This window comes from Nocardioides zeicaulis, from assembly GCF_042432345.1.
GTDB classification, from domain to species: Bacteria; Actinomycetota; Actinomycetes; order Propionibacteriales; family Nocardioidaceae; genus Nocardioides; species Nocardioides zeicaulis.
Genome location: NZ_JBHLXH010000001.1, coordinates 2,490,297 through 2,512,613, shown reverse-complemented (window position 1 = coordinate 2,512,613; position 22,317 = coordinate 2,490,297). Strand labels below are relative to the sequence as shown.

General features: G+C 72.8%; 24 protein-coding genes. 8 read left to right on the top strand and 16 right to left on the bottom strand.

Annotated elements, in window-relative coordinates; translation table 11 throughout:
- Positions 1–67 precede the first annotated feature (67 nt).
- A complete protein-coding gene (locus tag ACFFJG_RS12300) occupies positions 68–298 on the top strand; it encodes a hypothetical protein (protein WP_378519018.1) in 231 nt (76 codons plus the stop codon).
- Between the two features lie 8 nt (positions 299–306).
- On the opposite strand, the gene ACFFJG_RS12295 is transcribed toward ACFFJG_RS12300, so the two are convergent.
- Positions 307–468: a hypothetical protein gene (locus ACFFJG_RS12295; RefSeq protein ID WP_378519017.1), complete on the bottom strand. Its 162-nt coding sequence runs from the start codon at positions 466–468 to the stop codon at positions 307–309.
- A 66-nt stretch (positions 469–534) separates the two neighbouring features.
- Between ACFFJG_RS12295 and ACFFJG_RS12290 the strand changes: the two genes are divergently transcribed.
- Complete coding sequence (locus ACFFJG_RS12290) at positions 535–2,007, top strand: protein adenylyltransferase SelO (protein ID WP_378519016.1); 1,473 nt, start codon at positions 535–537, stop codon at positions 2,005–2,007.
- Between the two features lie 9 nt (positions 2,008–2,016).
- Here the strand turns inward: ACFFJG_RS12290 and ACFFJG_RS12285 are convergent, their stop codons facing one another.
- Positions 2,017–2,643, bottom strand: coding sequence for a Rieske (2Fe-2S) protein (locus tag ACFFJG_RS12285; protein WP_378519015.1), 627 nt, complete (start codon positions 2,641–2,643; stop codon positions 2,017–2,019).
- 54 nt (positions 2,644–2,697) lie between these two features.
- Here ACFFJG_RS12285 and ACFFJG_RS12280 point away from each other — a divergent pair, with 54 nt between their 5' ends.
- The 4 genes from ACFFJG_RS12280 to ACFFJG_RS12265 all read left to right on the top strand — a co-directional run bounded on the left by ACFFJG_RS12280 (position 2,698) and on the right by ACFFJG_RS12265 (position 5,346).
- A complete protein-coding gene (locus ACFFJG_RS12280; protein WP_378519014.1) occupies positions 2,698–2,820 on the top strand; it encodes a hypothetical protein in 123 nt (40 codons plus the stop codon).
- Positions 2,821–2,854: 34 nt separating this feature from the next.
- Complete coding sequence (locus tag ACFFJG_RS12275) at positions 2,855–3,298, top strand: hypothetical protein (protein WP_378519013.1); 444 nt, start codon at positions 2,855–2,857, stop codon at positions 3,296–3,298.
- 374 nt (positions 3,299–3,672) lie between these two features.
- The gene (locus ACFFJG_RS12270) at positions 3,673–4,254 is read left to right on the top strand and encodes a VanZ family protein (protein ID WP_378519012.1); all 582 of its coding nucleotides are present in this window, start codon (positions 3,673–3,675) and stop codon (positions 4,252–4,254) included.
- A 42-nt stretch (positions 4,255–4,296) separates the two neighbouring features.
- On the top strand, positions 4,297–5,346 hold the full coding sequence (locus ACFFJG_RS12265; RefSeq protein ID WP_378519011.1) for an NAD(P)H-binding protein: 1,050 nt from the start codon (positions 4,297–4,299) through the stop codon (positions 5,344–5,346).
- A gap of 52 nt (positions 5,347–5,398) precedes the next feature.
- On the opposite strand, the gene ACFFJG_RS12260 is transcribed toward ACFFJG_RS12265, so the two are convergent.
- The 12 genes from ACFFJG_RS12260 to ACFFJG_RS12205 form a co-directional block, all read right to left on the bottom strand.
- Positions 5,399–5,899, bottom strand: a complete 501-nt coding sequence (locus tag ACFFJG_RS12260; RefSeq protein ID WP_378519010.1) for a VanZ family protein — start codon at positions 5,897–5,899, stop codon at positions 5,399–5,401.
- A gap of 26 nt (positions 5,900–5,925) precedes the next feature.
- Positions 5,926–6,939, bottom strand: coding sequence for an App1 family protein phosphatidate phosphatase (locus ACFFJG_RS12255; RefSeq protein ID WP_378519009.1), 1,014 nt, complete (start codon positions 6,937–6,939; stop codon positions 5,926–5,928).
- 17 nt (positions 6,940–6,956) lie between these two features.
- The gene (locus ACFFJG_RS12250) at positions 6,957–7,952 is read right to left on the bottom strand and encodes an aldo/keto reductase (RefSeq protein ID WP_378519008.1); all 996 of its coding nucleotides are present in this window, start codon (positions 7,950–7,952) and stop codon (positions 6,957–6,959) included.
- 10 nt (positions 7,953–7,962) lie between these two features.
- Entirely contained in the window at positions 7,963–8,712 is a 750-nt protein-coding gene (gene araD / locus ACFFJG_RS12245; RefSeq protein WP_378519007.1) for an L-ribulose-5-phosphate 4-epimerase AraD, read from the bottom strand.
- On the bottom strand, positions 8,712–10,223 hold the full coding sequence (gene araA, locus ACFFJG_RS12240; RefSeq protein WP_446686226.1) for an L-arabinose isomerase: 1,512 nt from the start codon (positions 10,221–10,223) through the stop codon (positions 8,712–8,714). Before araA ends, araD begins: the two co-directional genes overlap by 1 nt.
- Positions 10,220–11,959: a ribulokinase gene (gene araB, locus ACFFJG_RS12235; RefSeq protein WP_378519006.1), complete on the bottom strand. Its 1,740-nt coding sequence runs from the start codon at positions 11,957–11,959 to the stop codon at positions 10,220–10,222. The genes araA and araB overlap by 4 nt, the downstream gene beginning before the upstream one ends.
- A 3-nt stretch (positions 11,960–11,962) precedes the next feature.
- The gene (locus ACFFJG_RS12230) at positions 11,963–13,003 is read right to left on the bottom strand and encodes a LacI family DNA-binding transcriptional regulator (RefSeq protein ID WP_378519005.1); all 1,041 of its coding nucleotides are present in this window, start codon (positions 13,001–13,003) and stop codon (positions 11,963–11,965) included.
- Positions 13,000–14,004, bottom strand: a complete 1,005-nt coding sequence (gene yjfF, locus ACFFJG_RS12225; RefSeq protein WP_378519004.1) for a galactofuranose ABC transporter, permease protein YjfF — start codon at positions 14,002–14,004, stop codon at positions 13,000–13,002. Before yjfF ends, ACFFJG_RS12230 begins: the two co-directional genes overlap by 4 nt.
- Entirely contained in the window at positions 14,001–15,050 is a 1,050-nt protein-coding gene (locus ACFFJG_RS12220) for an ABC transporter permease (protein ID WP_378519003.1), read from the bottom strand. Before ACFFJG_RS12220 ends, yjfF begins: the two co-directional genes overlap by 4 nt.
- Positions 15,043–16,617: a sugar ABC transporter ATP-binding protein gene (locus tag ACFFJG_RS12215; RefSeq protein WP_378519002.1), complete on the bottom strand. Its 1,575-nt coding sequence runs from the start codon at positions 16,615–16,617 to the stop codon at positions 15,043–15,045. Before ACFFJG_RS12215 ends, ACFFJG_RS12220 begins: the two co-directional genes overlap by 8 nt.
- Before the next feature lie 69 nt (positions 16,618–16,686).
- Positions 16,687–17,679: an ABC transporter substrate-binding protein gene (locus ACFFJG_RS12210; protein WP_378519001.1), complete on the bottom strand. Its 993-nt coding sequence runs from the start codon at positions 17,677–17,679 to the stop codon at positions 16,687–16,689.
- A gap of 175 nt (positions 17,680–17,854) precedes the next feature.
- Entirely contained in the window at positions 17,855–18,883 is a 1,029-nt protein-coding gene (locus ACFFJG_RS12205) for a LacI family DNA-binding transcriptional regulator (RefSeq protein WP_378519000.1), read from the bottom strand.
- A gap of 75 nt (positions 18,884–18,958) precedes the next feature.
- Between ACFFJG_RS12205 and ACFFJG_RS12200 the strand changes: the two genes are divergently transcribed.
- Positions 18,959–19,612 (top strand): PAS and ANTAR domain-containing protein, encoded by a 654-nt coding sequence (locus tag ACFFJG_RS12200; protein ID WP_378518999.1) that lies wholly within the window; start codon positions 18,959–18,961, stop codon positions 19,610–19,612.
- A gap of 119 nt (positions 19,613–19,731) precedes the next feature.
- Here the strand turns inward: ACFFJG_RS12200 and ACFFJG_RS12195 are convergent, their stop codons facing one another.
- Positions 19,732–20,679, bottom strand: a complete 948-nt coding sequence (locus tag ACFFJG_RS12195; RefSeq protein ID WP_378518998.1) for an NADP-dependent oxidoreductase — start codon at positions 20,677–20,679, stop codon at positions 19,732–19,734.
- 107 nt (positions 20,680–20,786) lie between these two features.
- Between ACFFJG_RS12195 and ACFFJG_RS12190 the strand changes: the two genes are divergently transcribed.
- A complete protein-coding gene (locus ACFFJG_RS12190; RefSeq protein ID WP_378518997.1) occupies positions 20,787–21,281 on the top strand; it encodes a MarR family winged helix-turn-helix transcriptional regulator in 495 nt (164 codons plus the stop codon).
- Positions 21,282–21,346: 65 nt separating this feature from the next.
- Here the strand turns inward: ACFFJG_RS12190 and ACFFJG_RS12185 are convergent, their stop codons facing one another.
- A complete protein-coding gene (locus ACFFJG_RS12185) occupies positions 21,347–22,300 on the bottom strand; it encodes a hypothetical protein (RefSeq protein ID WP_378518996.1) in 954 nt (317 codons plus the stop codon).
- Between the last annotated feature and the right edge of the window lie 17 nt (positions 22,301–22,317).

Sequence of the window (22,317 nt, the reverse complement as noted above, 5' to 3'; positions counted from 1 at the left end):
CCCCGGTGGTGAAGGCACCACCCCTCGGGCGCTGGAGACCGGGCCCGGCGGGTGGGAGGGTGTGGTGATGGCAGCCCACCCGTCACCGTCCCAGGTCTTCGACCCCGCGCTGCACGCACCGGGATCGCCCGGCGCCGACGGACGCTGCTCCCACCACGAGGAGTCGACGACGCGCTGCGACGGCGAAGCGGTGGTGTCGTTCGACGACGGCTCGGGGCAGTGGCAGTCCGGGTGCCGCGTGGCCCTGGAGGAGCTGGTCAGGGCCGGGAGGATCGAGCCGCTCGGCCAGGGCGCCTGAGGACGGGCTCACGCCCCGTTGGACGCCTCGTGCCAGTCGACGTGCGCGAGGCGGTAGTCGTCCTGCGCGGAGACCAGGGAGCCGCACACGCGGCACACCAGCTGCGGCCCGTCCGCCCTGTCGAAGATGTCCGTCCCGGCGACCTCGCCCGGGTCCACGTCGTCGGCCATGGGCCGACCCTACGACGGTGCCTGCGCGAGCGCCACGGCCTGTTCCCCCGGCGTATCGTCGAAGGGGTGAGCCACTCCCGCGCCGCGACGCCCACCCTGCCCGTGCTCGGTCACCGCTTCGCGCGCGAGCTGCCGGAGCTGGCGGTGCCGTGGCAGGCCGCGGAGACGCCCGAGCCGCACCTGCTCTCGCTCGACGAGGCGCTGGCCGAGTCGCTGGGCCTCGACCCCGACTGGCTGCGCACCCCTGACGGCATCGGGCTGCTGACCGGCACCGCCCTCCCCGAGGGAGCCGAGCCGTGCGCGCAGGCCTACGCCGGCCACCAGTTCGGCGGCTACAGCCCTCGCCTCGGCGACGGGCGCGCCCTGCTGCTCGGCGAGCTCGCCGACCGGGACGGCCGGGTGCGCGACCTGCACCTCAAGGGGTCCGGCCGTACGCCGTTCTCCCGCGGCGGTGACGGCTGGGCGGCGGTCGGGCCGATGCTGCGCGAGCACGTGGTCAGCGCGTCGACGCACGCCCTCGGCATCCCGACCACACGCGCGCTCGGCGTCGTGGCCACCGGCCGCGCGGTCCAGCGCGAGACCGTCCTGCCCGGGGCGGTGCTGGCCCGGGTGGCGAGCAGCCACCTGCGCGTCGGCACCTTCCAGTACGCCCGGTCCACCGGCGACCTCGACCTGCTGCGCCGGCTCGCCGACCACGCGATCGAGCGCCACCACCCCGACGCCGCCTCCGCGGAGCACCCGCACCTCGCGCTGCTCGACGCGGTCGTCGCGGCGCAGGCCTCGCTGGTCGCGCAGTGGATGCTCGTCGGCTTCGTGCACGGGGTGATGAACACCGACAACACGACCATCTCGGGCGAGACGATCGACTACGGCCCGTGCGCGTTCATGGAGGCGTTCGACCCGGCCACCGTCTACAGCAGCATCGACACCGACGGCCGCTACGCCTACGGCAACCAGCCGCTCGTGCTCCAGTGGAACCTGGCGCGCCTGGCCGAGGCGCTGCTGCCCCTGCTCGCCGACAGCGAGGAGGAGGCGGTCGCCGTGGCGACCCGCTCGATCAACGCCTTCCCCGACCTCTACTCCGCGGCCTGGTCGCGCGGGATGCGGGCCAAGCTCGGTCTGCCCGCCGACGTCGACGACGCCACGGCGACGTCGCTGACCACCGAACTCGTGGCGCTGATGGCCGCCGACCACGTGGACCACACGTCGTTCTTCCGCCACCTCGCCCACGCGGCACGCGGGGACGCCGAGCCGTCCCGGGGCCTGTTCCTCGACCTCGCCGGCATCGACGCCTGGACGACGCGGTGGCTCGCGCTGTCGCCCGACCCGTCCGCGATGGACGCGGTCAACCCCGTCCACGTGCCTCGCAACCACCTCGTCGAGGAGGCGCTCGACGCGGCCACGGCAGGTGACCTGGGTCCGTTCGAGCGGCTCCTGGAGGCGGTCACCTCGCCGTTCGAGTCGCGGCCCGGGCAGGAGCGGTACGCCGAGCCCGCACCGGACTCCTTCGGCCGCTACCGCACCTTCTGCGGGACCTGACGCCCCGCCTCAGCCGCGGCGCACGACGACGAGGTCGGCCCCACGGCGCACGACGTCGGCCACCCGGAGGCGGAGGACGCGCGCGTAGCCGCGGACGAGCTCGGTGTACCCGGGGGTCGGTCCGTGGTAGCCGAAGAAGCCCCGCGGGCCGGTGACCATCTCGCCGTTGGTGACGTCGTAGCGCGCCTGGTGCCACGGGCAGACCAGGCAGCCGTCGGCGTCGATCGTGCCCTCGGACAGGTCCGCCAGCTGGTGCCGGCACCTCCGCGAGACCGCGAACAGCTCGCCGTCGCGGTTGCCGACCGCCCACGACCCGACGCGGCGCACCGCACCGGGCGGCAGGTCGGCCGCCGCCACGGTGGTGTCGGGGTCGCGAAGGCCGACCGAGCCGTCGTGGTGCCCGACGCTGACCTCGCCACCGGCGCGGATCCGGTCGGCGAGCGCGTGCACCGTGGCCTCCGATCGCGCCCGGACGCCGCGGCTCCTGAGCTCGGCACGCAGGGTCTGCTCCACGTCGGTCCCGGGCGTCCGGGCGTAGGTGATCGAGGCGGCGTCCACCGCCTCCTGCACGACGTCGAGGACCGGGGCGCCGAGGTCGCCGTCGTGGATCGTCTCGAACTGGCTCTGGGTGTCCATGCGTCCCGGTACCCCGCCCGCGGGCCCGGATGCCGACCTGTCGCATCTGCACGTGTGACCACCGCCCACGGCCAGACCCTCCTCGTCGACCACCGCGGCACCACCAGGCTGACCCCCGGACAAGGCGCCGCCATGACCGACGCCATCACCGACGGCGTCGAGCTCTACTGGACCTGAGCGGAGCGGCGTCTGGTGCCCTAGGGTCGCCACCGTGAGCACCAGGCTGCGGTTCCCCTCGGTCGTCCTCGGCGTCGCCCTGATCGTGCTGGCCCTGGCTGGTTGCGGTCAGGACGACGTTCCTGGTGACCCGGCTCCGTCGTCCGGGACGACCTCGGCGAGCACCTCGCCGGCTCCCACTGCGACCGCCGTCGCGGCCAACGTCGTCCAGCTGTGCGACCACGCGCAGGACGCCTTCCGCTCGGGCTCCCTGACCGCCGTCGACCAGAACCGCAGCCTCGCGTCCGAGCTGCACGGGATGATGGACGTCGCGGAGCCGAGTGCCGCAGAGGTGCTCCGCCCGATGGCCGAGGCAGCCGACGCGATCGCGCTGGACGGCCGGGACAGACCGAGGCCGGAGCTCCAGCAGGCGATGGACCAGGCCTTCGACGCGCTTCGTCAGGCCTGCACCAGCGCGGGCTCCTCCGCCTGGGAGTAGCCGAACGGGTCAGCAACCCGGCGCCCCGGCCGATGGGTCGTGCGCGTCGAGGAAAAAGCCGGTGAGCACGCAGGTGCGGCGGATGTTGCCCCGCCCCGGCTGCCGGACAGGCCAGGACCGCCGCACGTGCGCACGCCGGCAGCTCTGCCAGCGCCATGACGAGCGTCTGGGTCCGCCGCGGTGCGTGTGCGTACCTGCCGAGGAGCGGATCCCAGACGCCGCGCACACCTGCGGTTCGTCTCATCCTGAGGACGTGCGGAGCGGTACCTGAGGCGGAGGCGCCCGGCGTGGTGCGGGACCATCGTGTTCCCGGTGGCCGACGCGGGTGCGTCCCGCCTGTCCAACGCTGTCGAGAAGATGCGGAGCAGTCCCCGTTGTTCGCCCGAGTCCCGGTCCTGCCGGTCGTCGTCCCGCTCGCCGCCGTCGTCCTGGCCCTGTTGCTGTGGCGCCTGCGCGACCGCCGGCTGCTGTCGGCGGCGCGGGGCGCCGTGGCGGTCGCGTTGAGCGTGTACGCCGCAGGGGTGGTGGCCAACACGGTCTTCCCGCTCTTCCTCGACAAGCCGGCGAGCGGCGCCGCGTGGGACGAGCAGGTGAACCTCACACCGCTGGTGGGGTACGAGGTCGCGGACGCGGTCATGAACGTCGGTGTCTTCGTCCCGCTCGGGATCCTGATCGCGCTGGCCTCGCCGGCCTCGAGGTGGACGCGGGTGCTGGCCGCGGGAGCTGCGGTGAGCCTGGGCATCGAGCTGACGCAGTACGTCACGGCGCGCACGTTGGGCGGTGGGCACATCGCCGACCTGAACGACCTCGCCTTCAACGTCGTCGGGACCGCGCTGGGAGTCGGCGCCCTGCTCGTCGTCGAGCAGGTGCCCCTGCTGCGAGACCTCCTCGACCAGTTCCGCTGGACGTCGGGTACCGCCCGTCCCACGGAGAGCGTCGAGTCGAGCCGACGGTGACGTTCGCCCGGGCCCTGTGGGTGCTGCGGGCAGGATGACCTCATGACTCTTGTGCTGGTGACCGGCTCCACCGGGTACGTCGGCAGCCGGCTGGTGCCGACGCTGCTGGATCGCGGCCACCGGGTCCGGACGACGACGAGCAGCCCCGATCGCGAGCAGCCGTGGTGGTCGGACCGCACCGAGACCGTCGTGATGGACGCCCTCGACGCCGACGACGTGCATGCCGCGTGCGCCGGGGTGGACGCCATCGTGTACCTGATCCACGGCATGGGCGGGGAGGACTTCGCCGAGACCGACCGCCGGGCAGCCACGCACTTCGCGGACGCGATCCGCGCGCACGGCATCGACCGCGTCGTCTACCTCTCGGGCATGGTCCCCGACGTCCCCGACGCGGAGCTGTCCGAGCACATCACCTCGCGCCGCGACGTCGAGCGCATCCTCACCGACACCCCGGCCACGGTGGTCGCCCTGCGCGCGGCCGTGCTGATCGGCAGTGGCTCCACGTCGTTCGAGATCGCCCGCCAGGTCAGCGAGCGACTCCCCGTCCACACCATCCCGACGTGGATGGACTCGGAGGTGCAACCCATCGCGGTGGTCGACGCGTTGGAGGCGCTGGTCGGCGCGCTCGACTACGAGGGTCCTTCGCGTCACTTCGACATCGGTGGACCCGACCGGATGCGCTACGGGGCGCTGCTCGACGCCTTCACCGCCCACGCGGGACTCGAACGCCCCCAGGTCCAGGTGCCGCTGCTGCCCACCGCCCTGGTCGGCACCCTCGTCGCCGGGCTGACCGACGTCCCCCGCCCCACCGTCGAGGCCCTCGTGGAGAGCCTGCACCACGACATGGTGGCCGCCGACGACGCCTTCGTGGCCGCCTTGCTGCCCGAGGGCCACGAGACGGTCGGCATCGAGGAGGCGTTCGCGCGCGCGTTGGCCGAGCGGACTGCCCCGCCCGAGGAGGCCGACCCGATGGGTCCGCTCCCCCAGGACCCGAAGTGGGCCGACGGAGGCGACAGCGACGAGCGCCCGCTGCTGGCCAGGGCGGTGGATGCCGCGCGCAGCGTCCTTCCCGGAACCGCCGATCGGCCCTGAGCAGCACGTCCCACCGGTGACGACGTACGGACTGCGCACCGACACGACCTGGTCATCTCCGACCCCCCAGCGGGTCCCGGGCCGACCTCCGGGCGACCGCGAGGGCGAGGGTTGCGAGGGCAGCCCCCAGCGCCGCGCCGAGCGTGTTGGAGAGCCAGTCGTTCGTCGAGCACGAGCGACCGAGCGCGGGGACGAGCGCCTGGACCAGCTCGACCAGCCCTGAGGCCAGGCTCGCGGCAAGGAGCACGAGCACGGGACGCCCGGTCGCCACCGCGAGGAGGAGGACCGCGGGCACGAAGAGCACCACGTTGGCCATCAGCTCGACGGCGCCGAGCGTCGGGAGGCTCCACTCGATGGCGCACCCGACCGCGAGCGACCGGCTCGTCGGCGCCAGCGTCAGCACGGCGATGGGCAGGAGCGCTGCCACGCCCAGCCACCCGCTGAGGCGGGGACGAGCGACGAGCAGGTGGCCGACCACGGGACCGAGGACCACCAGCGCCGCGAGAGCCACGGTCGTGAGCCACGGGTGCTCGACGAGGATGGTGGTGCTCACCGGCGAACGGTAGCCGGGCCGACGGGTCAGAGCAGACCGAGCCCCGCCGCGTGGGCGCGCATCGCGTCGGAGTCGGCGGCGAGCACGAACGGGACGTCGTGGTCCCAGGCGTCCGACACCTGCTCGACCCGGCCGTCGCCGGGGTCGAGGCGCACCTCGCGGATGTAGACGGCGAGGATCCGGCCGGGGTGCTCGCGCACGATGTCGGCGTACACGCGGGGGTCGTTCTCGCCGGAGTCGCCGAGCAGCACGAACGACAGGTCGGGGTGCATCGCGAGCACCTCGCGGATCCGCTGGTGCTTCTGCTCGCGCCCGGCGCGGGTGCCGAGCAGGTCGCGCAGCAGGACCGGCCCGAGCGGGAAGCCGCGGTGGCGCAGGAACCCCAGCAGGAACGAGTGGAGGTTCCACGGGCTGGAGGAGACGTAGAAGACCGGGTTCACCCCGGCGGCGAGGTCGCGGTAGAGCGCGACGGCGCCGGGGAACGGCATCCGGGTCAGCGCGGAGCCGGTGAAGGTCTGCACGAGCATCTGCCGCACCCGCTGCACGCCGGTCACGAGGATCGTGTCGTCGATGTCGGTGACGACGCCGAACCGCGCGGACGCGTCGGGCACGCGCACCCGCACGGGCGCGCTGCGCGGCGGCTCGATCCCGCGGTAGGCCTCGGCGAGCTCGATCGTGCCGTCGGTCCACGGGCTCACCAGCGCTGCCGGGTCGGTCGGGACCCGCACCACGAAGTAGCCGTCGCGGTCGGTCCGCGTCTCCACGGTGGTCCCGGCGACCGTGACCCGCAGCGGGACGTCGGGCAGCTCGTTGGTCAGGAACGTGCCGAGCGTGCGGCGCGCGGCCGCCCGTGCGCCCTCGTCCTCCTCGGCCTCGCGCTCCAGCGGGTTGTCGAGCACCCGCCCGCGCACGACGGTGCCCTGGGGCCCGCCGTGCGCGAGGTAGGTCTCGATCCGGAAGTGCGCGGGCGGTCGCCCACGCCGACCCGGCCGTCCCTCCCAGGCGCCCTCGGCGGCGACGACGAGGCGCTGGAGGTCCATGGGGTCACCGTAGGCGACTACCAGCGACCGTGGACCTGCGCGCGGATCCGGCGGTCGTAGAGGTCGCGCACCCCGTCGAGGAACGACTGCGGGAGCGTGCCCACCGCGCCGGCCGCGGCGTTGGTGGTGGCCTGGTCGGTGTTGCGCGCGCCGGGGATGACCGTCGTGACGCCCGGCTGCTGCCAGATCCACGCGATCGCCGCCTGGGCCGGCGTCACGTCCGGGCCGAGCTCGGAGGCGACGAGCGCGGAGAACTCCCGGGCCGCCTCCACGCCGGTCGCGTAGTCCACCCCCGAGAACGTCTCGCCGACGTCGAAGGCCGAGCCGTCGCGGTTGTAGGTGCGGTGGTCGTCGGCCGCGAAGGTCGTGTCGAGGTCGTACTTGCCCGACAGCAGGCCCGAGGCGAGCGGGACGCGGGCGATGATGCCCACCCCGGCGGCCTCGGCTGCGGGCAGCACCTCGTCGAGCGGCTTCGTCCGGAAGGCGTTGAGGATGATCTGGACGCTCGCGAGGTGGGGCCGGGTGATCGCGCTCAGCGCCTGGGCGCAGGTCTCCACGCTCACGCCGTAGGAGGCGATGACGCCCTCGTCGACGAGCCGGTCGAGGACGTCGTAGGTCGCGTCGTCGTCGATCACCTCGCTCGGCGGGCAGTGCAGCTGGACCAGGTCGATCGTGTCCACGCCGAGGTTGCGGCGCGAGCGGTCGAGCCAGTCGCGGAAGTGGGCCTCGACGTAGTTCTCGGGGACCTGGTCGGCTCGTCGCCCCATCTTGGTGGCGACGGTGATCCCGGCGTCGGGGTGGTCTGCGAGGAAGCGGCCGACGACCGTCTCGCTGCGGCCGTCGCCGTAGACGTCGGCGGTGTCGTAGAACGTGACGCCCGCCTCGAGCGAGGCCTCGAGGACGGCGCGCGCGTCGTCCTCGCTGACGTCGCCCCAGTCGGCGCCGAGCTGCCACGTGCCGAGGCCCACCACGGAGGCGGTGAACGGGGTGCGGGGGAAGGGTCGCGTCTCCATGCCGTCGAGCCTAGGCACCGGCACCAGCCACCTCTCGGTCCGGGTTGCCGTAGTACGCGCCCGGCCCGTGCTTGCGGGTGAAGTGGCGCTCGAAGAGGTGGTCGGGCGACGCAGCGGCGGGGTTGAGCGCGAGCGTGTGCAGCGCCATCTCCGCGACCGCCTCCAGCACCACGGAGTGCTCGACGGCCGTGCCGGCGTCGGTGCCCCAGGTGAACGGGCCGTGCCCGGCCACGAGCGCGCCCGGCACGTCGAGCGGACCGCGTCCCGCTCGCATCGCCTCGACCAGCACCCGGCCGGTGTTGAGCTCGTAGTCGGTGGCGCACTCCGCGGCCGTGAGCTCGCGGGTCAGGGGCACGGGACCGTTGAACGTGTCGGCGTGGGTGGTGCCGAGCATCGGGACCGCACGCCCCGCCTGCGCGAACGACACGGCGTAGGTCGAGTGGGTGTGCGCGACCCCACCGAGCCCGGGGTCGGAGAGGTAGAGCAGCCGGTGGGTCTCGCTGTCGGTCGAGGGTCGGAGGTCACCGGCGAGCACGCGCCCGGTCTCGACCTCGACCGGCACCAGGTGCTCGACGGCGAGCTCGTCGTAGGGCACGCCGGAGGGCTTGATGAGGTAGATGCCGCGCGCGCGGTCCAGGCCGCTGACGTTGCCCCAGGTCAGGGTGGCCAGGCCCTCGCGCGGGATGACGAGGTTGGCCCGGAGCACCTCGCGGGCGAGGTCGGGGTCCACCAGGCCGGACCGTCCGGCGGGGCGGGCCATCACAGACGCTCCGCGAGCCGGTGGTACGCCGCGTTCCACCGCAGCTCGCGCCGGAACGCGCGCGGGGTCGTGTCGGCGTCGATGACGACGAGCTCGGTGCCGGTCATCTCGGCGAAGTCCTCCAGCACCTCGGTGCCGATCGCCTTCGACAGCACGGTGTGGTGCGGCGCTCCGGCCATCAGCCACGCCTCCGCCGACGTCGAGAGCGACGGGTGGGGCTGCCAGACCGCGCACGCGACCGGCAGCAGCGGCAGGTCGGCGTCGGGCTCCACGACGTCGATCTCGTTGACGGTCAGCCGGAACCGGTCGCCGAGGTCGGACAGCCCGGCGACCACGGCCGGACCGGGGTCGGCGGTGAAGCGCAGCCGCACCGGGTCCTCCCGGCCGCCGATCGACAGCGGGTGCACCTCGAGCGAGGGCCGCTGCGTGGTGATGGTCGGGCAGACCTCGAGCATGTGGGCGCCGAGGATCTTCTCCTCCCCCGGGACCAGGTGGTAGGTGTAGTCCTCCATGAACGACGTTCCGCCCGGCAGCCCGACGGCCATCGTCTTGGCCGCCCGCAGCAGCACCGAGGTCTTCCAGTCCCCCTCGCCGCCGAAGCCGTAGCCGTCGGCCATCAGCCGCTGGACCGCGAGGCCCGGCAGCTGGCGCAGCCCGCCGAGGTCCTCGAAGTTCGTGGTGAACGCCCCGAACCCGCCCGCGGTGAGGAAGGCCCGCAGCCCGAGCTCGATCCGCGCGCCCACGCGCAGCGAGTCCTCCCGCTCCGCGCCGGGCAGCAGCTCGGGAGCGACGGCGTAGGTGTCGGCGTACTCCTGCACGAGCTTGTCGACGTCGGCGTCGGCCACTTGGTCCACGACGGCGACGAGGTCGTTGACGCCGTAGGTGTTGACCGAGACGCCGAACCGCAGCTGGGCCTCGACCTTGTCGCCCTCGGTGACCGCGACGTCGCGCATGTTGTCGCCGAAGCGCGCCAGCCTGAGGTGCGAGAGCTCGTGGCGGCCGAGCGCGGCGCGCGCCCAGAGCGCGACGCGCTGCGCCACGGCGGGCGACTCGACGTGACCGGCGACGGTCTTGCGGGCGACCCCGAGCCGGGACTGGATGTAGCCGAACTCCCGGTCGCCGTGCGCGGCCTGGTTGAGGTTCATGAAGTCCATGTCGATGGTCGACCACGGCAGCTCCATGCCCGCCTGCGTGTGCAGGTGCAGCAGCGGCTTGCGCAGCGCGTCGAGGCCCGCGATCCACATCTTCGCCGGTGAGAACGTGTGCATCCAGGCGACCACCCCGACGCACGCGGGGTCGGAGTTCGCGTCGAGCATCTGGCGGTGGATCGAGGCCGCGTCGAGCAGCACCGGCTTCCACACCACCTCGACGGGGAGGTCACCGACGTCGGCTAGCCGCGCGGCGATCGCCTGCGACTGGGCCGCCACCTGGTCGAGCGTCTCGGGGCCGTAGAGCCCCTGGCTGCCGGTGAGGAACCAGACCTCGGGAACGGGTGCGGAGGTCATGCTCATGAGGGGCTTCCTTCTGTGCGGGCGGTGCGGGAGCGGCGGGCGACGGCGTCGCGACGGATCGCCTTGAGCCGCCGCATCGTCGAGGTGGCGCGGCCGAAGTGGTCGTGCAGCGCGACGTAGTGCTCGAAGAGCGCGTCGTACGCCGTCGCGCGGTCCTCGTCGGGCAGGTAGACGTGGCGCCGCACCTTGCCCATCTGCTTGGCGGCGGCGGGCACGTCGTCGTAGGCGCCGGCGGCGACGGCCGCGTGGATCGCCGAGCCGAGGGCCGGGCCCTGCTCGGAGTCGATGATGGACAGCGGCAGCCGCGTGACGTCGGCGTAGACCTGCATCAGGAGCGCGTTCTTCGCGAGACCGCCGGCCACGATGAACTCCTCGACCGGGACGCCGCTGTCGCGGAAGGTCTCCACGATCACGCGGGTGCCGAAGGCGGTCGCCTCCAGCAGCGCGCGGTAGACGTCCTCGGGCCGGGTGGCGAGGGTCTGGCCGACGACCAGCCCCGACAGCTCGTGGTCGACGAGCACCGACCGGTTGCCGGAGTGCCAGTCGAGCGCTACCAGGCCGTGCTCGCCGACCTCCTGCTGCGCGGCCAGCCGGGTCAGGTGCTCGTGCACCGACTCCCCCGCCTCGGCGGCGGCGTCGCGGACGTAGGCCGGCACGCCGTGCTCGACGAACCAGCCGAAGATGTCGCCGACGCCGCTCTGCCCGGCCTCGTAGCCCCAGAGCCCGTCGACGATGCCGCCGTCGACCACGCCGCACATGCCGGGCACCTCGCGGAGCACCTCGGCGTTCATCACGTGGCAGGTCGAGGTGCCCATGATGGCCACCATCTGTCCCGAGCCGACCGCCTGCGCGGCGGGCGCGGTGACGTGGGCGTCGACGTTGCCGACCGCGACCGCGATGCCCTCGGGCAGCCCGGTCCACGCGGCGGCCTGTGCGGTCAGCGTGCCGGCACGGGCCCCGAGCGCGCCGATGCGGTGCTCGAGCTTGTCGGTGACGAAGTCGCCGAAGCCGGGCGAGAGCGCGGTGAGGAACTCCGGCGACGGGTAGGTCGCCTCCCCGCCGTCGAGCACCTGGAGCTGGCCCTTGTAGCCGGCCGTGCAGGCATTGCGGACGTAGGTCCCGCACAGCTGCCACACGATCCAGTCGGCCGCCTCGACCCAGTGCTCCATCCGCTCGTAGAGCTCGTGGTCCTCCTCGAACAGCTGCAGCCCCTTGGCGAACTCCCACTCCGAGGAGATGAGCCCGCCGTAGCGCGGCAGCCAGGCCTCACCGCGGACGCGGGCGAGGTCGTTGATCCGGTCGGCGTGCGGCTGCGCGGCGTGGTGCTTCCACAGCTTCACGTAGGCGTGCGGGCGGTCGGCGAGACCGTCGACCTCGTTGAGGGGCGTGCCGTCGGCCAGCGTCGGCACCATCGTGCAGGCGGTGAAGTCGGTGGCGATCCCGATGACGCGGGCCGGGTCGACGCCGGCCGCCGCGAGCGCCCCGGGCACCGCGACGCGCAGCACCTCGCGGTAGTCCTCGGGGACCTGCAGCGCCCACTCCGGGGGCAGGGGGCGCTCCTCGCCGGCCAGGTCGGCAGGCAGCGCCCGCTCGATGACGGCGTGGGGGTAGGGGTGGACCGCCGCGCCGAGCTCGGCGCCGTCGGACACGCGGACCACCACGGCGCGCCCGGACAGGGTGCCGTAGTCGACGCCGACGACGTAGTGCTCGTCCTCGGCCGGTCGCTGGTCGGTCATGGCTCAGGGGTTCCTCTCGACGGGCGGGGCGGTGCTGGCGCGCACCACCAGCTCGGGCTCGACGAGCCGGGCGGGCTCGGGGGTGCCGGCGAGGGCGGCGCGCAGGATCTCGATCGCGCGGCGCCCGACGGCCTCGAAGTCCTGGCGGACGGTCGTCAGCGGCGGGATCAGGTAGGCCGCCTCGGGGATGTCGTCGAACCCGACGACGCTCACGCCGCGCTCGCCGCCGGGCACCCCGCGGCCGGCCTCGCTCAGCGCGCGCAGCAGGCCGAGCGCCATCTGGTCGTTGGCGGCGAAGACGGCGGTCACGTCCTCGCGCTCGGCGATGCGGCGACCCAGCTCGAAGCCGCTGGCGGCCGACCAGTCGCCGGTCACGTGCTCGGAGGGCCGCAGGCCGGCGGCGTACATCGCGTTGCGCCAGCCCTGGAGGCGGGCGCGGCCCTCGGTCCACTCCTGGGGCCCGGCGAGGTGGACGATGTCGCTGTGGCCGAGCTCGACGAGGTGGCGGGTGCCGGCCTCGGCGCCGGCGACCTGGTCGACGCCGACGGTCCAGTGCGTGCGCGCCGGGTCGCCCTCGACCACGACCACCGGCACGCCCCACTGCTCCTGGGCGCGGGCCACCTCGAGGGCCTCGTCGGTGGCGGAGATGAGCACGATGCCCTCGACGCCCTGGTTGCGCAGGTGCTCGACGGCGTCGACGAGCTCCTCGCGGGTGAGGCTCTGCAGGTTGACCGAGCTGACGAAGTAGCCCGCCTCGCGACCCGCGGCCTGGATCGTGCGGTGCACGGTGGAGGGTCCCCAGTAGCCGCTCTTGGAGCCGATCACGCCGATCGTGGCCGACCTGCGGGTGACCAGCGCGCGGGCCGCGGTGTTGGGGCGGTAGCCCAGCTGGCGGATCGCCTCCTCGACCTTGGCTCGGGTCGCCGGGCGCAGGTTGTCCTGCCCGTTGACCACCCGCGAGACGGTCTGGTGGGAGACCCCGGCGAGGCGCGCCACGTCGGCCATCACCGGCACGCGGCGGGCGCCCGCCGCGGCCTCGATCATGCCTTGCGCCTGGTCGCGAAGCGCTGCACGACGACGAACGCCAGCAGCAGCACGCCGGTGATGATGCGGATCCAGTACGAGCTGAGCGTGCCGTCGAAGGAGATCAACGTCTTGATGATCCCGAGCACCAGCACTCCGAGCAGCGAGCCGACGACGTAGCCGCGTCCACCGGTCAGCAACGTGCCGCCGATGACCACCGCGGCGATGGCGTCGAGCTCCATGCCGATGGCGTGCAGGCTGTTGCCGGAGAGGATGTAGAGCGCGAACAGCAGGCCGGCCAGCGCGGCGCAGAAGCCGCTGATGACGTAGACCCCGACCTTGGTCGCGGCGACCCGCAGGCCCATCAGCATCGCCGACGCCTCGTTGCCGCCGATGGCGTAGACGGTGCGCCCGAACCGGGTGCGGGCCAGGACGAACGCGGCCACCACGACCGTCGCCAGCGCGACGACCGTGGACCAGCGGATGTAGTAGTCGCCGAGGTAGATCGTCTTGAAGGCGAGCTGCATGAACGTCTCGTCCTTGATGGAGATCGACTCCACGCTGATGAGGTACGTCAGGCCGCGGGCCAGGAAGAGCCCGGCCAGCGTCGCGATGAAGGGCTGGATGTCGAAGTAGTGGATCAGCAGCCCCATCAGCAGCCCGAGCAGCGTGCCGGTCGCCAGCACCGCGACGATCGAGGCGACCGGGGGCCAGCCCATCTGCAGCGTCTTCGCCGCGATCATCGTCGAGAGCGCCACCACCGAGCCGACCGAGAGGTCGATGCCGCCGGTGAGGATCACGAAGGTCATCCCCACCCCGAGGACGATGAGGAAGCTGTTGTCGATGAGCAGGCTCAGGAAGACCTGGGGGTCGGTCAGGCCGTCGTAGCGCAGGCCGCCGACGCCGAGGAGGCCGACGAACAGGGCCGCCGTCGCGATGATCGGCAGGTAGCGCTGCGGCGGGCGGTAGGTCCGGACGCGGTCCCACGCCGAGGAGGTGGTGGGGGCGGTGACGGCGCTCATGAAGTGGCTCCGTTCGCGAGGGTCGGGCTGGACTGCCGGCGCACGCGCAGCAGGCCGCGCGCCTTCGGCGACTGGAGCAGGCACACGGCGATCACGACGACCGCCTTGAAGAGGTAGTTGACCTCCGAGGGGATCCCGATGTTGGGGATCGTGCGGGCCAGGGTGGCGATGAACAGCGCGCCCACGAAGGTGCCGGCCAGGGAGAACCGGCCGCCCATCAGCGACGTGCCACCGATGACCACCGCGAGGATCGCGTCGAGCTCGATCCACAGGCCGAGGCTGTTGGCGTTGACCGAGTTGGTGTTGGCCGCGATGACCAGTCCGGCGATGCCGGCGCACAGCCCGGAGAAGGCGTAGACCGTCCAGATGATCGTGCGCGAGCGCACCCCGGCGAGCCGGCTGGCCTCGGGGTTGATGCCGACGGCCTCGATCAGCATGCCGAGCGCCGTGCGCCGGGTGAGCAGCGCGGTGAGCAGGACCATCGCGACCGCGAGCAGGAAGGCCAGCGGCAGCGTCAGGACGTAGCCCGAGGCGAGGTCGGAGAAGAACGGGTTGTTGACGGTGGTGATCTGGCCGTCGGTGACGGCCATCGAGATGCCGCGCCCGGCGACCATCAGGATCAGCGTCGCGATGATCGGCTGGATGCCGAGCACCGAGACCAGCAGGCCGTTCCAGGCGCCGAGCACGATGCAGACCACGACGGCGTAGGTCGTCGCCATCACCGCCGTGCTCAGTGCGGACTCGTCGCCCGCGCCGATGATGCGCGTGCAGGCGACCGCCGCGGCGATGGCCGCGATCGCGCCGACCGACAGGTCGATGCCGCGGGTGGCGATCACCAGGGTCATGCCGAGCGCGACCAGCATGACGGGCGCGCTGTTGCGGGCGATGTCGACGACGTTGCCGTAGAGGTGGCCGTCCTGCATCCGCACGCCGAGGAACGACGGCTTCACCGCGACGTTGACCGCCAGCAGCACCAGCAGGGCCAGGACCGGCCAGAGCAGCGGGTGGCGCAGCACGCGCTGGAGGTGGCTCACGGGCTCAGGCATCGGGGTCCCCCTCCACGCGGGCCTCGCCCGCGATGATCTCCAGGACGTCGCGGACGCTGACGTCGTCGTTGGTCCGCTCGTCGATCTTGCGGCGGTCGCGCATCACGACCAGCCGGTCGCTCAGCCGCAGCACCTCCTCGAGCTCGGCGGAGATGAAGACCACCGAGAGGCCCTGCGCCGCGAGCTCGGCGACCTTGGCCTGGATCTGCGCCTTGGCGCCGATGTCGATGCCGCGGGTGGGCTCGTCGAGGATCAGCACCTCGGGCTCGGTGATCAGCCACCGGGCGAGCAGCACCTTCTGCTGGTTGCCGCCCGAGAGGTTGCGCATCAGGGCGTTCGGGTCCGCTGGGCGGATGTCGAGGGCCTCGATCCACTCCGCGACCAGCCGGGTGCGCACCGCCTGGGGGATCGGCCGGAGCCAGCCGCGCGAGGCCTGCAGCGCGAGCAGCATGTTGTCGGCGACGGTCAGGTCGCCCACCACGCCCTCGGCCTTGCGGTCCTCGCTGGAGAAGGCGATCCGGCGGTCGATGGCGTGGCGCGGGCTGCGCAGGCGCCGCTTGTGCGAGCGGACCTCCAGCTCGCCGGTGTCCGCGGTGTCGGCGCCGAAGAGCAGGCGGGCCAGCTCGGTGCGACCGGAGCCGAGGAGGCCGGCGATGCCCACGACCTCGCCCTCGTAGAGCGCGAGGTCGGTCGCCTCCAGGGTGTTCTTGCGGCCCAGGCCGACAGCCTTCAGCACGGGCGTCCCCGACTCCGCGTCGGTCTGTGGGGCGGCACGGTCGAGGCGGTCGAGGACCTCGAGCTCGCGGCCGATCATCAGCCGCACCAGCTCGATCTGCGGGGTGTCGGCCACCATCCGCTCCTCGACGAGGCGGCCGTTGCGCAGGATCGTCATCCGGTCGGAGATCTCGTAGACCTGGTCGAGGAAGTGGGAGACGAACACGATGGCCACCCCCTCGTCGCGCAGGCGCCGCATGACGGTGAAGAGCTTCTCCACCTCGTCGGCGTCGAGGCTCGAGGTCGGTTCGTCGAGGATGAGCACCTTCGCCTCGACGTCGACGGCCCGGGCGATGGCCACGAGCTGCTGGACCGCGATCGGGTGCTCGTCGAGGACGGTGCGCGGGTCGACGTCGATGCCGAGGTGGAGCAGGGTGCGCCGCGCGCGGCGGTTCATCTCGCGGACATTGATCGCGCCGAGGCGGCGGGGCTCGCGCCCCAGCATCATGTTCTCCGCGACGGTGAGGTTCGGGACCAGGTTGACCTCCTGGTAGACCGTGCTGATCCCGGCGGCCTGCGAGGCGGCGGGGGTGGCGAACTCGTGCTGCTCACCGCCGATCACGATGACGCCGGAGTCGATGCCGTAGACCCCTGTGAGGGCCTTGATGAGCGTCGACTTGCCGGCGCCGTTCTCGCCCATCAGCGCGTGCACCTCGCCCGGGAAGAGGCGGAGCGAGACGCCGTCGAGCGCGCGGACCGCGCCGAAGGTGATGGAGATGTCGCGCATCTCGATCACCGGTCGCCGGTCCGCCTCAGGCGCGGTGCGCGTCCCCGGCTCGGTCATCTGGGTCATCTCGTTCCTCTCGTGCGGTGCGGGGGCAGGCGTGCGGCCCGCGCCGACGGGCACGGGCCGCACTCCGGGTCAGTACTGGCGGTCCGCCAGGACGTCCTTGGCCTGCGCCTGGTCGAAGGCCGACTCCTCGGTCAGCACCCGGGCGGGGACCTCCTCGCCGTCGATGACCTGCTGGGCGAGGTCCATCAGCTGCGGGCCGAGCAGCGGGTTGCACTCGACGATGTAGTTGATCTTGCCCTCGGACAGGGCGGTCATCCCGTCCTTCACGGCGTCGATCGTGATGATCTTGATGTCCTTGCCGGGCTCGAGGCCGGCGGCCTCGATCGCCTCGATCGCGCCCAGGCCCATGTCGTCGTTGTGCGCGAAGACGACGTCGATGGAGTCGTCGGACTGCAGGAACGACTCCATGACCTGCTTGCCACCGTCGCGGGTGAAGTCGCCGGTCTGGGAGGCGGTGACCTCGATCGAGTCGTCGGCCTTGATCTTGTCGGCGAAGCCCTCGGCCCGGTCGATGGCCGGGGCGGCACCGGTGGTGCCCTCGAGCTGGACGACGTTGATGGTGCCGTCGCCGTTGACGTCGGAGTCCTTCGCGTTGTCCACCAGCCACTGGCCGGCCTTCTCGCCCTCCACCACGAAGTCGGAGCCGAGGAAGGTCTTGTAGAGCGACGGGTCGGCGTCGACGGCGCGGTCGGTGAGGATGACCGGGATGTTGGCGGCCTTGGCCTCCTGGAGCACGGCGTCGAACCCGGTCTCGACGACGGGGCTGAAGGCGATGACGTCGACCTTCTGCTGGATGTAGGAGCGGATCGCCTGGATCTGGTTCTCCTGCTTGCCCTGGGCGTCGGTGAACTTCAGGTCGATGCCCGCGTCCGCCGCCGACTCCTGGATGGACTTCGTGTTCGCCGTGCGCCAGCCGCTCTCCGCGCCGACCTGGGCGAAGCCCATCGTGATCTTGACGTCATCGCTGCCGTCCGAGCCAGAGGCGGCGTCGTCGCTGCCGCAGCTGGTGAGAGCGAAGGTGCTCAACGAGATCGCCACCGCGGCGACCAGGGTCTTCTTCACCACTGTCTTTCCTCCACATCAAAGGGGCCGTCGAGCCCGTGTGACCGTTGTCACGTGGCATGAGTGTGAGCGCTAACATTCCGCGCCGTCAACCCCCTCAACGGAAGTCAACGGCAGAAATGTGAGCGTTCACCCGTCGGCCCGGGCGGACGGGCGGACCGGGCTGGCCGCCGGTCTAGTCGCGCGGGGCGGCGGTGGAGGCGCGCACGGTCAGGGTGGGGACGACCGGGTCGAGCGTGGCCTCGTGGTCGCCGCGGACGGCGGCGAGCGCCAGCGTCAGGGCACCCCGCCCGAGCGCGGCGAAGTCCTGGGAGACCGTGGTGAGCGCCGGCCAGTAGTACGCCGCCTCCGGCACGTCGTCGAACCCGACCACGCTCACGTCGTCGGGCACCCGGCGCCCCCGGGCGTGCAGTGCGTTGAGCAGGCCGAGGGCCATCGGGTCGTTGCCGGCGAAGACGGCGGTGACGTGGGGGTCGTCGGCCACCCGCAGGCCCGCGCGGTGGCCGCTCTCGGGCGACCAGTCGCCCTGGAGCTCGGGGCCTGGCAGCAGCCCGCGCAGCTCGTGGGCGCGCCGCCAGCCGGCCCGGCGCTGCTCGGCCTCGACCCAGTCGGACGGTCCGGCGAGGTGGGCGACGTGGCGGTGGCCGAGGTCGAGGAGGTGGCCCACGGCCAGCTCCGCGCCGAGCTCCTGGTCGATCCCGGCCGCCAGCGGCGTACCGGCGACGACGCCCTGCACGGTGACGACGGGGACGGCGAGGCGCAGCGAGCGGACCATCTCCGCGGCGTCGCGGTGGGCCACGGCCACCACGATCGCCTCGACCGCCTGGTCGCTGAGCCGGTCGACCGCGTTGTCGAGCATCGCGCGGGAGAGCTCGGGCAGCCCGACGAGCGAGACGTCGTAGCCCTCGGCGTACCCGGCCTCCTGCACACCGAGCGCGATCATGCTGGGCCCGTGGAGGCCGAGGTGGGCGGTGATCATGCCGATGCGACGCGAGCGGTTGGTGGCCAGGATCCGTGCCGCGTAGTTGCGCCGGTAGCCCAGCTCCTCGATGGCGGCGAGGACGCGGAGCCGGGTCTCCTCCTTGACCAGGGAGGCGTCGTTGAGGACGCGGGAGACGGTCTGGTGCGACACGCCGGCCCGCGCGGCCACCTGGGCCATGCTCGGCGACCGGGTGGCGGTCGGCCGCGTCGGGTTGTCGCCCATGCGCCGCATCCTAGGCGCGCGCCCCCTCCCGTCGAGCAGTTGAAGCCGTCACGCCGGACAGGCCAGAATCGGATCGTGAATCAACGCGTCCCGGGCGGGAGGTTCAGCGCCTCCCACGATGCCGTCGTCGGGCTCTACACCTACCACCCCGACACCGACCGGTGGACCTGGTCCGACGAGGTCTACCGGATCCACGGCTTCGACCCGGGCGCCGTCGTGCCGACCACGGAGCTCGTGATGAGCCACATCCACCCCGAGGACCGTGAGGCCGGGTGGAGGATGCGGGAGGTGCTGCTGGAGCAGCAGAAGCCGATCACCTTCCTCCACCGCATCCGCACCGCGCGGGGTGACGAACGGGTCGTCATGGCGGCCGGGCACCCGGAGCGCGAGGCCGACGGCACCCTCGTCGTGAAGGGCCACCTCATCGACCTCACCGACGTCCGCCGCGACGCCGTGGCAGCGGAGGTCGACACCACGGTCCAGGACTTCACCGAGCACCGCGCGGTCATCGAGCAGGCCAAGGGCGTGCTGGCCCAGCTCTACAGCGTCGAGACCGAGACGGCGTTCGCGCTGCTCAAGGCCTTCTCGTCCGATGCCAACGTGCGGGTGCGCGACATCGCCACCAACCTCGTCGCCGCCGCCAGCGTGGACGGCACGCCCACCAAGGGCCGCTCCCCCTCGGCGCACGACATGCTCACCGCGCTGCGCGCGTCCGACGCCTGGCGCTAGGGGCGTATCCCCTCCCGGCACTCCGGGTACCCCTCGCGCGGGGCCCGGTGGTGTTCCGGAGCACCCGGCGGCCCAAGGCCCGGGTGGCCCAAGAAGCGGGCGCCCGGGCCGTCCCCCGCTCAGGCGCGGTCGTCGACGACCACGACCACCTTGCCGGCCAGGCCGCCGGTCGCCGCGCGGGCGTGGACCGACGGCAGGTCCGCGAGGGCGACCCGCTCGGCGACGTCGACGACGAGCTCGCCGCGGTCGACGCGGCCGACCAGGCCGGCCAGCTGGTCGGCGTCGCTGCGGACGTAGAGGTCGATCCCCCGCACGCCGCGCGCCTCGTCGGAGGGTGCGGGCATCCAGACCGTCGTGTTGACCACGACGCCGCCGTCGGCGACGCGCGAGGCCAGCGCCGCGAGCTGCGCGGGCTCCACCGGCGCGAGGTTGAGCAGGACCTCGACGGGCTGCGTGACGACCGCCGCCACGTCGGCGGCGGTGTGGTCGACGACCTCGTCGGCGCCCCGCTCGAGGAGCCGGGCGCGCTGGCCGACCGAGCCGGTGGCGACGACGTGGGCGCCGAGCGACCTCGCGAGCTGGACGGCGTAGAGGCCGACCGCGCCGCTCGCGCCGTTGACGAGGATGCGCTGGCCGGCTGCCAGCCCGGCGTGCTCGACCAGCGCCTGCCACGCGGTGAGGCCGACGAGCGGCAGCGCGGCGGCGTCGGAGAGCGGGACGGACGTGGGCGCCGCGGCCAGGGACGTCGCGTCGACCACCACGTGCTCGGCGGCCGCGCCGTCGACGGTGAAGGCCAGGAAGCCGACGACCCGGTCACCGACGGCGAGGCCCTCGACGTCCTCGCCCAGCGCGTCGACCGTGCCGGCGACGTCGAGCCCGGGGACGTGCGGGAGCTCCAGCGGCATCGGTCCCTGCATGTTGCCGGCGCGGATGTTCGCGTCGACGCCGTTGAACGACGTGCCGGCGACGCGGACGCGCACCTGGCCGGCGCCGGGGACGGGCAGGTCGACGTCCTCGAGGCGCAGGACGTCGGCGTCGCCGTACTGGTGGAAGCGGATGGCCTTCATGGGAGTTCCTCTCGACAGGGTGCTTCGGATTCGAAGTACCTCAACCGTAGCGGTGCTTCGCATTCGAAGCAACTCTTTCGAATGCGAAGCAGTTGTAGGGTGGGGGCATGCCCGCACCCGACGCCCTCGACCCGACCGAGCTCGGCGCGTACTTCGCGCTGATGGACGTGGCGGGGCTGCTCCGCCACGCCGTCGAGCAGCAGCTCCGGGAGGACGGCGACCTCAGCTACGTCCAGTTCCAGCTGCTCGCCCGGCTCTCCCTCGACTCCCCCGCCGGGAGCGAGCGGATGACCGACCTCGCGGACGGGGTGGTCGTCAGCCGCAGCGGGCTGACCTACCAGGTCGGGCTGCTCGAGAAGGCCGGGCTCGTCACCCGCGCCCCGTCCCCCGACGACGAGCGCAGCGTCATCGTCGCGGTGACCGAGGCGGGGCGGCAGCGGATCACCACCGTCTTGCCGGGTCACGTCGAGGTGCTGCGTGACCAGCTCTTCGCCCCGCTCACCCCCGCGCAGACCGGTCGGCTCGGCGACCTGCTGCGCCCGGTCCTCGCCCACATGCGCTCCGCGCCGCCCCGGTCGGCGACGGCGCGCCGGCGGCGCTGACGTCGACGACGCCACAGGGGCCACGCCGGGTGGCGTGGCCCCTGCGTCGGGTGGGCGGGTGGGGGTCAGCCCGCCGCCCGCTTGATCCGCACGGTGGTCCGGAACAGGACCTCACCGTCGCGGTCGAGGACGCGCAGGACCTTGCGGCCCCGCAGCCCCTGCGGCACGACCTTCCGGACCACGAACCGGCCGTCGACCACCTTCGTCACGGCCAGCTTCCGGCCGCCCAGGGTGATCCGGACCTTGCGCACCGACAGGTCGCGACCACGGACCCTGATCGCACCGCCGGCACGCACCGTCCGCCTGACCGTCACCTTCGGCTCCATCGCCGGGGGCGTCGGCACCGTCGTGGGCGGTGCGGTCGGCGTCGGGCTCGAGGTCGGCGTCGGGCTGCTCGTCGGGGTGGGGTTGGTCGTGGGCTCGGGCGTCGGGTCCGAGCCGGGCGCGTAATCCACGTCAACGAACGGCACGATCCTCGCCTGCTGCGGACCGAACGCGAAGTAGTCGACCTTGAGGTTCCACCAGTTGCGGTAGTGGGGCGTCACGGTCCCGATGCCGCGGCTGAGCTGCAGGTTCGACAGCGACGAGGCGTAGTCGATGACGATCTCGTTCTCACCGTCGACCAGCAGGTCGCTGATGTCGGCGACGGGGTCGGTCCAGCTGACGCCGCCGGTGTAGAGGTCCTCTCCGACCAGCGGGACCTGGGTGCCCGTGCCGTCGTCGATGGTGGGCTTGCCCACCCCGCCGACGTCACGCCTCACCTTGGTCGGGTTGGTCGACACGTCGCCGCCTACCTTCTGGCCGTTGACCCAGACCTCCATGCTCTCCACGAAGCCGTCACCGAGGTCGATGTAGGCGCCGGACGCCGTGTCGGCGTCCCAGTCGAACGTGGCCTCGTAGTGACCCGTGCCGGAGACGTTCCTCCCGACCTCCGGGATCTGGTCCCAGGTCGTCAGCGTGTCGAGGCTGACGTCGATCGGGGTGGTGACGGTCGACGTCCTCTTGTTGGTGGTGGTCACACCGTCGACGGTCTCGG

What these genes read in the sequence shown, in the direction of transcription:
- araD (WP_378519007.1), bottom strand. Translation starts at nt 8,712, where the DNA reads ATGGCCCGCCCCGCCGGACGGTCCGGCCTGGTGGACCCCGACCTCGCC.
- ACFFJG_RS12250 (WP_378519008.1), bottom strand. Translation starts at nt 7,952, where the DNA reads ATGGAGACGCGACCCTTCCCCCGCACCCCGTTCACCGCCTCCGTGGTG.
- yjfF (WP_378519004.1), bottom strand. Translation starts at nt 14,004, where the DNA reads ATGAGCGCCGTCACCGCCCCCACCACCTCCTCGGCGTGGGACCGCGTC.
- ACFFJG_RS12195 (WP_378518998.1), bottom strand. Translation starts at nt 20,679, where the DNA reads ATGAAGGCCATCCGCTTCCACCAGTACGGCGACGCCGACGTCCTGCGC.
- ACFFJG_RS12295 (WP_378519017.1), bottom strand. Translation starts at nt 468, where the DNA reads ATGGCCGACGACGTGGACCCGGGCGAGGTCGCCGGGACGGACATCTTC.
- ACFFJG_RS12190 (WP_378518997.1), top strand. Translation starts at nt 20,787, where the DNA reads ATGCCCGCACCCGACGCCCTCGACCCGACCGAGCTCGGCGCGTACTTC.
- ACFFJG_RS12255 (WP_378519009.1), bottom strand. Translation starts at nt 6,939, where the DNA reads ATGGACCTCCAGCGCCTCGTCGTCGCCGCCGAGGGCGCCTGGGAGGGA.
- ACFFJG_RS12220 (WP_378519003.1), bottom strand. Translation starts at nt 15,050, where the DNA reads ATGCCTGAGCCCGTGAGCCACCTCCAGCGCGTGCTGCGCCACCCGCTG.
- araB (WP_378519006.1), bottom strand. Translation starts at nt 11,959, where the DNA reads ATGACCGACCAGCGACCGGCCGAGGACGAGCACTACGTCGTCGGCGTC.
- ACFFJG_RS12205 (WP_378519000.1), bottom strand. Translation starts at nt 18,883, where the DNA reads ATGGGCGACAACCCGACGCGGCCGACCGCCACCCGGTCGCCGAGCATG.
- araA (WP_446686226.1), bottom strand. Translation starts at nt 10,223, where the DNA reads ATGAGCATGACCTCCGCACCCGTTCCCGAGGTCTGGTTCCTCACCGGC.
- ACFFJG_RS12285 (WP_378519015.1), bottom strand. Translation starts at nt 2,643, where the DNA reads ATGGACACCCAGAGCCAGTTCGAGACGATCCACGACGGCGACCTCGGC.
- ACFFJG_RS12300 (WP_378519018.1), top strand. Translation starts at nt 68, where the DNA reads ATGGCAGCCCACCCGTCACCGTCCCAGGTCTTCGACCCCGCGCTGCAC.
- ACFFJG_RS12265 (WP_378519011.1), top strand. Translation starts at nt 4,297, where the DNA reads ATGACTCTTGTGCTGGTGACCGGCTCCACCGGGTACGTCGGCAGCCGG.
- ACFFJG_RS12230 (WP_378519005.1), bottom strand. Translation starts at nt 13,003, where the DNA reads ATGATCGAGGCCGCGGCGGGCGCCCGCCGCGTGCCGGTGATGGCCGAC.
- ACFFJG_RS12215 (WP_378519002.1), bottom strand. Translation starts at nt 16,617, where the DNA reads ATGACCCAGATGACCGAGCCGGGGACGCGCACCGCGCCTGAGGCGGAC.